Annotated in this window: 5 protein-coding genes, 1 tRNA gene and 2 rRNA genes; 2 read left to right on the forward strand and 6 right to left on the reverse strand. The window is 61.2% G+C overall.

The window, feature by feature from the left end:
• Positions 1 to 98: 98 nt before the first annotated feature.
• Positions 99 to 1,523 (reverse strand): glutamate--tRNA ligase, encoded by a 1,425-nt coding sequence (gltX, locus tag NEI07_RS16945; RefSeq protein ID WP_256036190.1) that lies wholly within the window; start codon positions 1,521 to 1,523, stop codon positions 99 to 101.
• Positions 1,524 to 1,744: 221 nt separating this feature from the next.
• Between gltX and lexA the strand changes: the two genes are divergently transcribed.
• Positions 1,745 to 2,455 carry a transcriptional repressor LexA gene (gene lexA, locus NEI07_RS16950; protein WP_256036192.1) on the forward strand — a complete coding sequence of 237 codons (711 nt, stop codon included), beginning with the start codon at positions 1,745 to 1,747 and terminating at the stop codon, positions 2,453 to 2,455.
• A gap of 25 nt (positions 2,456 to 2,480) precedes the next feature.
• Here lexA and NEI07_RS16955 read toward each other — a convergent pair whose 3' ends face one another.
• A complete protein-coding gene (locus tag NEI07_RS16955) occupies positions 2,481 to 4,745 on the reverse strand; it encodes a ComEC/Rec2 family competence protein (protein WP_256036193.1) in 2,265 nt (754 codons plus the stop codon).
• A 223-nt stretch (positions 4,746 to 4,968) separates the two neighbouring features.
• On the opposite strand from NEI07_RS16955, the gene NEI07_RS16960 reads away from it, so the two are divergent.
• Positions 4,969 to 5,331, forward strand: a complete 363-nt coding sequence (locus NEI07_RS16960) for a DUF983 domain-containing protein (protein ID WP_256036194.1) — start codon at positions 4,969 to 4,971, stop codon at positions 5,329 to 5,331.
• A gap of 21 nt (positions 5,332 to 5,352) precedes the next feature.
• Here NEI07_RS16960 and NEI07_RS16965 read toward each other — a convergent pair whose 3' ends face one another.
• The 4 genes from NEI07_RS16965 to NEI07_RS16980 all read right to left on the reverse strand — a co-directional run bounded on the left by NEI07_RS16965 (position 5,353) and on the right by NEI07_RS16980 (position 10,651).
• On the reverse strand, positions 5,353 to 7,128 hold the full coding sequence (locus tag NEI07_RS16965) for a CocE/NonD family hydrolase (protein ID WP_256036195.1): 1,776 nt from the start codon (positions 7,126 to 7,128) through the stop codon (positions 5,353 to 5,355).
• Positions 7,129 to 7,440: 312 nt separating this feature from the next.
• Positions 7,441 to 7,517, reverse strand: a tRNA-Met gene (locus NEI07_RS16970).
• Positions 7,518 to 7,637: 120 nt separating this feature from the next.
• A 5S ribosomal RNA gene (gene rrf, locus NEI07_RS16975) occupies positions 7,638 to 7,753 on the reverse strand.
• Between the two features lie 76 nt (positions 7,754 to 7,829).
• A 23S ribosomal RNA gene (locus NEI07_RS16980) occupies positions 7,830 to 10,651 on the reverse strand.
• Positions 10,652 to 10,896: the final 245 nt, after the last annotated feature.

The raw sequence follows: 10,896 nt of genomic DNA on the forward strand, positions 1-10,896 counted from the left end.
TAGAGATGACATGTCCCGCAATGGCGCGGAAAACGGCGCGGCGCCGAAAATCGCGTCAGCGATTTTTTACGGGCCCAACGCCGCCGCGATGCGAAGGGTTACACGACGCCTGCCTGATCGGAAATTCTCGCAAGACTTTCCTCGCGCCCCAAAATTTCCAGCACGTCGAATATGCCGGGCGACGTCGCGCGGCCGGTGAGCGCCGCGCGCAAAGGCTGTGCGAGATCGCCCAGTTTGACGCCAAGCGCTGTCGCGAGATCGCGCACGGCCGCTTCCGTGGTTGCGGCCGTCCAGTCCGGCAGAGCTGCAAGTTTCTCGACAAGCGTCGCAAGCCGCGCGCGCGCTTCCACCGAAAGCAGCTGCGCCGCCTTTGCGTCGAGCGACAGCGGACGCTGCGCGAAGAGAAAGCCCGCGCCGTCGAGAAGTTCGTTCAAGGTCTTCGCGCGCGCCTTCAGTCCCGGCAAGGCGGCGCGCAGTTGCGCGCGCGTTCGCTCGTCGAGCGCTTGCGCGATCGCGGCGCCGCCTTCGAGATAGGGAAGCGTCGCGACGAGCAAGTCCAACAGCTCGTCATCATCGCTATCGCGCAGATAATGGCCGTTCATATTTTCGAGCTTGGCGAAATCGAAACGCGCCGGCGAGCGATGCACCTGCGCGAGATCGAACGACTCGACCATCTCCGGCGTCGTGAAGAACTCCTTGTCGCCCTGCGACCACCCCAATCGAACGAGATAGTTGCGCAGCGCGGCCGGCAGGTAGCCCATCGCGCGGTAGGCGTCGACGCCGAGCGCGCCGTGGCGCTTCGAAAGCTTGGCGCCGTCCGGTCCGTGAATCAGCGGAATATGCGCGAAGGCCGGGACTGTCCAACCCATCGCTTGATAGATGTGCGTCTGTCGCGCCGCATTGGTGAGATGATCGTCGCCGCGAATGATCTGCGTGACGCCCATGTCATGATCGTCGACGACGACCGCGAGCATGTAGGTTGGCGCGCCGTCCGAGCGCAGCAGAATGAAATCGTCGAGATCCTTGTTCTGGAAGACGACGCGTCCCTGCACGGCGTCATCGACGATCGTCTCGCCGTCCTGGGGCGCCTTGATCCGCACCACATAGGGCGCGCCGGCGGGCGCCTCGGAGGGGTCGCGATCGCGCCAGCGGCCGTCGTAGCGCCAGGGACGCTTTTCCGCCTTAGCCTTCTCGCGCATCTCCTCGAGCTCCTGCGCCGTGGCGTAGCAGCGATAGGCGTGTCCCTGCGCCAGCAGCTCTTCGGCGGCTTCGGCATGGCGCGCCGCGCGCGAGGATTGGTAGACAATATCGCCATCCCATTCGAGGCCGAGCCACTGCAGGCCATCGATGATCGCCTCGATCGCCGCTTGCGTGGAGCGCTCGCGGTCGGTGTCTTCGATACGCAGCATCATCCGGCCGCCGTGCTTCTTGGCGTAAAGCCAGTTGAACAGCGCCGTGCGCGCTCCGCCGATATGCAGAAAGCCGGTGGGCGACGGAGCGAAGCGGGTGACGACCTGAGACATGAGCGACGCGAATTCCTTGGTTTTGGGTCGGCCCGTCTAGCACGGGACACGCGAGGCGAACATAGTTCGTCCCGCGATGATGGTTTAACCAAAGCGTGAACATATGACTTGCGGAACGCAGTAAGAACCGATATCGTTCTGTTCATGATTTGTTTAGGTTATCGAGCCAGAAGCTGCGGCTCAGCCAAAATCAACGATTCGGCTTGCGGGGCGGTGCGGCGATGCTGACCAAAAAACAAAACGATCTCTTGCGCTTCATTCATGAACGTCTGAAGGAGTCGGGCGTGCCGCCGTCCTTCGACGAGATGAAGGACGCGCTCGACCTGCGGTCGAAGTCGGGGATTCATCGACTGATTCTCGCGCTCGAGGAACGCGGCTTCATCCGCCGCCTGCCCAATCGCGCCCGCGCGCTCGAAGTTCTGCGTCTACCCGAATCGTCCACGCCGCGGGCCGCCGGCGGGCGTAGCGGCAAGTTCTCGCCATCCGTCATCGAGGGGAATCTCGGGCGCGTCCGGCCGCTCAGCGAACGTTTCGCGGACGAAGGCGACCATCAGGTCGCCATTCCGGTCATGGGACGCATCGCCGCCGGCACGCCGATCTCCGCCATCCAGAATCGCAGCCACACCATCAGCCTGCCGCCCGACCTCCTCACGAGCGGCGAGCACTTCGCGCTCGAAGTGCGCGGCGATTCGATGATCGAAGCCGGAATCCTCGACGGCGATACGGTCGTCATCCGCAAGCAGGACAGCGCCGACACCGGCGACATCGTCGTGGCGCTGATCGACGACGAGGAAGCGACGCTGAAGCGCCTGCGCAAACGCGGCGCCTCGATCGCGTTAGAGGCCGCCAACCCCGCCTATGAGACGCGCATCTTTGGTCCCGATCGCGTGCGCATTCAGGGCAGGCTCGTGAGCCTCCTGCGGAAATATTAGTTTCGCGGGCGTTGGCGCAACGCCGCTATTCGAGCGGCTCCATTGCGCGCGCATCTTCCTCGCTGCGCTCTTCATCGCTCAGCGGCGCGGTAAATCCGGACGGGCGGCGATTGCGGGGCGCCGGCGACCAGGGCCGATCCTCGTCGATCGCGCGCGCGGTCGTCCATTCGACGCCATCCGCCTTGAACCTCAAAGCCACAGCCCCTGTTTCGGATAGTCTGCGGCGATCGATCACGATCTCCGCCGCACAGCCTAACGGCGCGTAGAGCGGCGTAACAATGACGGCGGCGCGCGCGCAGTCTTCGAAAAAGCCGCCGCGCCCGGCGACGAGCGCGACAAAGCGGCCATTGATGGCCTTCGCCACGCAACCCGTTTCGTCGCAGGCGACGCCGCTCCTGGCGTCCGCGGACTGGCGCGCGTCTCCGTCCGCCCGCAACCATTGTTCCGCGGCGAAAGCGCTCGGCTTTTGGCCCATGACGGCGAGCTGTCCGGTCGGCAGGCGCAGCGCCGCCGATTCTCCGGTCGCCGGCACGGCCAGATCAAACGGCGCGCCGCTTCTCGCGCCCATCAGTCCGATCAAGGCGAGAGGAATGGCGAGCGCGCGCCACGCCCAAGTGCGCCATAACACGAGCGACAGGACCGCAAGCGAAAGGAAAAGGATCGCCCAGGGCGCAAAGGCTGCAACCGGCAGACTCGCGCCGGGCGCGCTCGCGATCAGCCCGGCGAGATAGGTCACGAGGTCGATGCCCAGCTTGAGATAGCGCCAGATGAAGCCGTCAAGGCCCAAGGGGTAAAGCGCGGCGCCGACGAGCGCGCAGGGAACGGCGAAGAATTCAATGATTGCCAGCGTCAGCGGATTGCCGATCAGCACATAGGGGCTCAGCTCGTGAAAATCATACGCCATGAATGAAGCGGTCGCCGAGGTCGCGCACAGCGTTGCGAAGATCGCCGCCCCGGGTCCGTGCAGCAGGCGCTCGACGACGCTTTCGCGGAGCGCTCCCCATCGCCCTCGCGGCGCGCGATCGTCGATGTGGCGCTTCGCGAGATATTCGCCGCGCCATTCGTATACCGCGATCAAGGCCGCCACCGCCGCGAAAGAGAGCTGAAAGCTTGCGCCGAGCAACGCCTCCGGCTCGAAGGCGATGATGAAGAGCGCGGCAAGCGCCAGATTGCGCATCGACAGCGATGGACGATCGAAGAGAACCGCCGCGAGCATGATGAGAGTCATCACGAGCGCGCGCTCGGTGCCGACGCGAGAGCCCGTGCCGATGTCGTAGAGAATGGCGCCGAGCATGGCGAGCGCCGCCGCCCATTTCTTGATCGGATAATTCAGCGCAAGAGTTTGCGACATCGCCAACAGGCGCCGAAAGCCGACGAAGAAGATGCCCGCGACGAGCGTCATCTGAACGCCGGAAATGGTGATGATGTGAAATATGCCCGCCCGGCGAATCAGATTCTTCGCGTCCTCGGATAGCAAGTCACGCTTGCCCGTCACCATGGCGGCGGCGATCGCGCCCGCGTCGCCGTCAATGATTCGATAGACCCGCATCGCCAAGGCGTTGCGCATGCGATCGACGTGCGCGAAAAAACGCAGCGAGAACGGCGCCGGGTCGGGCGGCGGCATCGTCTCGATTCGCCCAAGCGCGTTGCCGACCGCGCCGATGCGCGCAAAAAATGCGTCCCGCGCAAAATCATAGCCGCCCGGGAGCGCGGCCCGCGCCGGCGGCATCAGCCGCGCCTTGAAGGCGATGAAGTCGCCGGCCGAAAAATTCGGCTCGCCGCGCGTCGTCAGTCGCACGCGGGAAGGAACGACGTCGTCCGGATAGCCTTCGGCGCTCGCGACGCGCAGAATGAAACGCGCCCCGGCCCGGCGCAGATCCACCTCCTCGACGAAGCCTGTCAGCTCACCGATGCCGACGCGTGGAATGACCGGCGCCGCGACGCGCGCCGTCCGCCAGCCGCCCGACGCAAAGCCTAAGGCCACGAAAGCGAGCGTCAGAAAAAGCGCATGGGCCCGCGCATGGCGGCGCGTAAACGCGGCCAAGACGGCAAAGGCGGCGAGCGCGCAAAGGCAAAGCGCGAGCGAAGGTTCCCGCTCGGCCGAGAAATAGAGCACGACGCCGCCGCCTGAAGCGACGACCAGCCAGAGAAACGGACGGCGTAGCGCCCGCTCCTGTTCCAGCGACGCGCGCAGGGTCTCGGCCAATCCTCGTACAGGCAGCGGAAAGACGCGCGATGAAAGGTCGCGGCCGCGTTGCTCGCTTTCAGCCGTGCGTGAAATGTCGTTCAAGAATAACCGGCCCCGCACAAATACGGTAAAGAGCCTAGCGCCGACCGCGTCCCTTGTCTTGCGCCCCTTGCGTCCCCGAACCGCTGCGCGCCAGTGAACGCTTGCCTGCGGCGTCACAAGAAACTATCCCCTTAAATGAGGAGCGAGATCCACGCTTGAGATGGACTTGCAATGCGATCAACGCGCAGCAGCGCGGCGATTGCTGTCAATCGGTTTGGCGTCAATGAACAGCGATCCATCGCCAGGCGCGTCCTTGTTTCGCGGACTGACGCGAAAATGCCCAAACTGCGGCGTCGGCAAGTTGTTCGCGAGCTACCTCAAGCCGCGCGATTCTTGCGCGCATTGCCGGGAAAGTTTTGCGGGTCTCGATGCGGATGATGGCCCAGCATGGCTGACCGTCGGCGTCGTGACGATTACAGTCGTGCCGCTTCTCTTCATATTAGAGAGCAGCGGACATTACGCCTACGCTGTCGAGATGTTGATCGTTGTGCCGCTAACGATCGCGCTCGTGTTGCTCTTGCTCCCGCTTACGAAGGGATTCTTCATCTCCGCGCTATGGCTGCTGTCGAGGAAGCCGAAGCCATAGATTCGCGTTTGTTCACGGCTCTCACGCCACCAGCGCCTCGGACACGGCAAGATAAGCATCCGGCCCGTAATGCAACGTGTTGCGCGCGAAATAGGGCGGCCCCGGCATGTCGAAATGCACATAGCCGTGGCTGACGTCGCTCCGCAGCAGATCGAGGCGGCTCGCCACGTCGAGTCGCAACCGGTCGCCGGGCTGAAGCCGGGTAGGTCCAGGCGTAAGGCTGAAGGAGAGCGTCACCGGCCTACCCGGCTCTAAGGGCTCGCGCACGGACGTGTCGTGCACAATCTCACAGGTCGTGTCGCGCGCCGGGTCGCGCCGCCGCCGCGCCGGACTCATCGCTCCGAGCGAGAGAAGGCTATAGGCGCCGTCCTTGGCGACGCGGCCAAGCCGCGCCACGAGATAGGAATCGATCTCATTGGAGCTGAACACGAGATTGAGCGATACGGGGCCGGCGAGCGTCATCGGCCGCTCCGCGGTCATTTCAAATTCGAGCGTCTGGTTCGCCACTTCATCGAACCCGCCTAGCACCGGCAGGCCCAGCGGAACGGCGGCCCAGCGGTTTTCGCCCTCCCCCGGCGTCTCCGCCAGTTTGTGGCGCGCACCGTCCGCGCCGCCCGAGGCGAGATAGAAGCGCCGCTGCGCCGTTCCCGCCGCCGGAAAGTCGACGGCGCCTATGTATCGCTCCTCGCCCTCTAGCCAATAGCGGACGGCGGGTTGGCCGGCGTAGCCATTGTCCACGCCGTAGAGAATGTGGTCGAAGAAGGCGAGCGCTTCCAATTGCCAGGCATAGACCGGAAGCTCGTAGCGCGGCGGCGCGAGGATCATCCATTTGCGGTCCGCCGGCGTCGCGGCGTTCTGGAACAGATCATAGGTCCCGAACTGGTGCAGGTTGAAATAGCCGAGATTCTGCACCACGACGAAAGGGATCTCGATCTTGCCAAGATCTCCCGAAGGGCCGGACTGGAGCACGCAAGTCTCTCGCGATTTCCCGTCAAGCATCCAGTTGGCGTACCATTCGCGCACCGGCTTGACGGGCGTTTTGGACATGAAGGCGCGATAAATGGCGTCGATCCGCTTCATCAGCAAAGGTCGCCACAAACGCTGGAGCGGCGAGTTGAAGACATGGCTGAGGAGCGCCCGGACGATCGGCGGCACGCGCAAGCCATACATTGCAGGGGTGAAGTTGGCGCCCATCCATAGATTGCAGAAATAAAGGTTGAAAACGCCGCCGAACTGCACGAGGTGCCGGAAATAATCCGTGCAGATCTCGTTGCAGAAAAAGGCCTTCAGCGCCGGCGGGCGGCGCACGGCGACGAGAGGCTGCGTCATGCCGTAGTAAGAAGTGCCGAACAACGCCACACGGCCGTCGCACCAGGGCTGGGCGGCGGCCCAGGCGATCGCCTGTTCATGGTCATCGACGTCCTCGGGAGAAAGGAAGACATTTTGCGTCCCGCCCGCGCGGCCCATGCCCCGGCGCTCGACCACGACCTGGACATAGCCGCGGCCGGTGAAGACGGGCGGTGAGCCGATCTCATTGCTGCCTGTAGGCGCGCCGGCGGTGTGCAGCTCGCGCGTATAGGCGGCGAACTGGACGATCGCCGGATAGCGGCCCGGCGCGCGGGGCGTATAAACATCGGCCGAAAGGGTGACGCCGCCGGCCACCTCTATGCGCTGGTCGGCGAGAAGGCGACAGCCGAGCCCCTCGGCTGCGGCGCGCGTCGGCCGCCAGCCCGCGAGTTGTTCGTGCATCGGTTCCGGGGCCTTGATGGGAATGAGATTATCGAGCCACTCGGGCATATGCCTCCCCCTCTTAATTGCGAACGCCTCGCGGTGCGCGGAGCGAAAAGGCGCGCGATAAACATCGCGCGTCTCACTCCTCACCAGCAATGTGATGTCGGTAATTTAGTCGATCACGGCGAAGCGCTCGAGGTCGTAGAGGCTATGAAAGACCATTGAGAGTCTTACGCGCAAGCCCCCGCTGGGATCGGGCATGGCTCGCGGCTCCGCCGCGTTCTGCGGGCGATCGGATCCGCGACGCGGATACGGAAAAACCTATCAGCGCACAAACAAAAACCCCGGCCGCAAGAGCCGGGGTTTGTCGAATTGGATTGGTTGCGGGGGCCAGATTTGAACTGACGACCTTCAGGTTATGAGCCTGACGAGCTACCGGGCTGCTCCACCCCGCGCCAAGAGAAAGGCGCCAAAGAACCGCGCCAAGAGGAAAGGCGCGAAGACAAAAAAGCAGCGCGGCGAAAGCAGCACTGCTGAAAAGGTAATCGATAAAGAGGATTTGATGTGCTTCGCAGGCCTGGCGACGACCTACTCTCCCAGGTCTTGAGACATAGTACCATTGGCGCAGAAGCGTTTGACGGCCGAGTTCGGGATGGGATCGGGTCTGATCGCTCCGCCGAAGGCCACCAGGCCGGCGAAACACATCTTCGAAGCAAATGAGGTCTTTCTATTTCGCGCCACACGAGTATGGGCGTCGATAAATGAGAGCGATCAAGCCAATCGAGCTATTAGTACCGGTAAGCTCCATGCGTTGCCGCACTTCCACACCCGGCCTATCAACGTGGTCGTCTTCCACGGCTCTCAAGGGAGAACTCGTTTTGAGGTGGGTTTCCCGCTTAGATGCATTCAGCGGTTATCCCGTCCATACATAGCTACCCTGCACTGCGGCTGGCGCCACAACAGGTCCACCAGAGGTATGTTCATCCCGGTCCTCTCGTACTAGGGACAAATCCTCTCAATTCTCCTACACCCACGGCAGATAGGGACCGAACTGTCTCACGACGTTCTGAACCCAGCTCACGTACCACTTTAATCGGCGAACAGCCGAACCCTTGGGACCTTCTCCAGCCCCAGGATGTGATGAGCCGACATCGAGGTGCCAAACAACCCCGTCGATATGGACTCTTGGGGGTTATCAGCCTGTTATCCCCGGCGTACCTTTTATCCGTTGAGCGATGGCCCTTCCACGAGGGACCACCGGATCACTATGACCGACTTTCGTCTCTGCTCGACTTGTCTGTCTCGCAGTCAGGCAGGCTTATGCCATTGCACTCGACGACCGATTTCCGACCGGTCTGAGCCCACCATCGCGCGCCTCCGTTACTCTTTGGGAGGCGACCGCCCCAGTCAAACTGCCTACCATGCATTGTCCCGGCGCCGGATGACGGCGCGCGGTTAGACATCCATGACGATAAGGGTGGTATTTCAAGGGTGGCTCCACACGAGCTGGCGCCCATGCTTCAAAGCCTACCACCTATCCTACACATGCCGACACGAATGCCAATGCAAAGTTACAGTAAAGGTGCACGGGGTCTTTCCGTCTGACCGCAGGAACCCCGCATCTTCACGGGGAATTCAATTTCACTGAGCTGACGTTGGAGACAGCGGGGAAGTCATTACGCCATTCGTGCAGGTCGGAACTTACCCGACAAGGAATTTCGCTACCTTAGGACCGTTATATTTACGGCCGCCGTTTACCGGGGCTTCAATTCAGAGCTTGCACTCCTCCTCTTAACCTTCCGGCACCGGGCAGGCGTCAGACCCTATACGTCATCTTGCGATTTCGCAGAGCCCTGTGTTTTTGTTAAACAGTTGCCACCCCCTGGTCTGTGCCCCTCCCGCCCGCTTGCGCGAACGGAAGGCCTCCTTATCCCGAAGTTACGGAGGTAGATTGCCGAGTTCCTTCAACGTCATTCTCTCAAGCGCCTTGGTATACTCTACCTGTCCACCTGTGTCGGTTTCGGGTACGGTCTCATGCAGGGGCTATTTCCTGGCGCCGCTAGGCTGCCCGAGAAATCCAGTAATCTCGAACAGCTTCCGCAACGCGTCACCACCTGCTGGCCCACGAATATTAACGTGGTTCCCATCGACTACGCCTTTCGGCCTCGCCTTAGGGGCCGGCTAACCCTGCGAAGATTAACTTTACGCAGGAACCCTTGGACTTTCGGCGACACTGTCTTTCACAGTGTTTGTCGTTACTCATGTCAGCATTCGCACTTCCGATACCTCCAGGACGCCTCACGGCTATCCCTTCGACGGATTACGGAACGCTCCGCTACCGCTTGCCCTTGCGGGCAAACCCAAAGCTTCGGCTCGTGGCTTGAGCCCCGTTACATCTTCGGCGCGAGAACCCTTATTTAGACCAGTGAGCTGTTACGCTTTCTTTAAAGGATGGCTGCTTCTAAGCCAACCTCCTGGTTGTTTTGGGATTCTTACATCCTTTCCCACTTAGCCACGAATTAGGGGCCTTAGCTGTTGGTCTGGGTTGTTTCCCTCTCCACAATGGACGTTAGCACCCACTGTGTGTCTCCCGCATAGTTCTTCCAGGTATTCGGAGTTTGGTTGGGTTTGGTAAGTCTGTGGGACCCCCTAGCCCATCCAGTGCTCTACCCCCTGGAGAATACATGCGAGGCGCTACCTAAATAGCTTTCGCGGAGAACCAGCTATTCCCGAGTTTGGTTGGCCTTTCACCCCTAACCACAAGTCATCCGAGTCTATTTCAACAGACACCGGTTCGGTCCTCCAGTGCGTGTTACCGCACCTTCAACCTGCTCATGGCTAGATCACTCGGATTCGGGTCTAAAGCAACGAACTGAACGCCCTATTCAGACTCGCTTTCGCTGCGCCTACGCCTATCGGCTTAAGCTTGCTCGTTACTTTAAGTCGCTGACCCATTATACAAAAGGTACGCCGTCACCCTTGCGGGCTCCGACTGTTTGTAGGTATCCGGTTTCAGGAACTGTTTCACTCCCCTCGTCGGGGTGCTTTTCACCTTTCCCTCACGGTACTAGTTCGCTATCGGTCGCTGAGGAGTACTTAGGCTTGGAGAGTGGTCTCCCCATGTTCAGACAGGATTTCACGTGTCCCGCCCTACTCGAATCTTCCGTCTCTCGAAATCCTTACGGGGCTATCACCCACTATGGCCCGACTTTCCAATCGGTTCAGGTTAGAGAAACGGAAGCATTGGCCTGGTCCGCGTTCGCTCGCCACTACTAACGGAGTCTCGTTGATGTCCTTTCCTCCGGGTACTTAGATGTTTCAGTTCCCCGGGTTTGCTTTTATGTCCTATGAATTCAGACATAAATACCTTCATTTGATCTCTACAAATCCGAGGCTCGCGCCTCGAATGTCCTTTCGGACGATCCGAGTTCGAAACTCGGAGTTGCAGAGATCGAAGGTGGGTTTCCCCATTCGGAAATCCGCGGATCAAAGGTTGTTCGCACCTCCCCACGGCTTATCGCAGCGTACCACGTCCTTCATCGCCTCTCAGCGCCAAGGCATCCACCGAATACCCTTAAGACACTTGATCGCTCTCATTATCGACGCCCACCGCTCGGCAGCGGCTTGCTTTCGCATGAGCCCGAAAAATTGTTAGACCTTTCGGATAAGCTTATGCGCAAACAATGTCGTCGATAGAAAGACCTTTTTGCTTCGAACATATCCGAGAACACGGCGGTCAAGCTGTGCCCACACTGGTTGCTCGCCGGCTTCAGGCGGTTAAGCCCGAACGGCGATCGGATATATTTCCTCTTTACGATGACAGACAGCAACACA

Origin of the sequence: Methylocystis suflitae (genome assembly GCF_024448135.1) — a bacterium.
In the GTDB taxonomy this organism is placed as follows: Bacteria; Pseudomonadota; Alphaproteobacteria; order Rhizobiales; family Beijerinckiaceae; genus Methylocystis; species Methylocystis suflitae.

Coding starts and splice junctions, on each gene's coding strand:
- NEI07_RS16965 (WP_256036195.1), bottom strand. CDS start 7,128: ATGCCCGAGTGGCTCGATAATCTCATTCCCATCAAGGCCCCGGAACCG.
- gltX (WP_256036190.1), bottom strand. CDS start 1,523: ATGTCTCAGGTCGTCACCCGCTTCGCTCCGTCGCCCACCGGCTTTCTG.
- NEI07_RS16960 (WP_256036194.1), top strand. CDS start 4,969: ATGAACAGCGATCCATCGCCAGGCGCGTCCTTGTTTCGCGGACTGACG.
- lexA (WP_256036192.1), top strand. CDS start 1,745: ATGCTGACCAAAAAACAAAACGATCTCTTGCGCTTCATTCATGAACGT.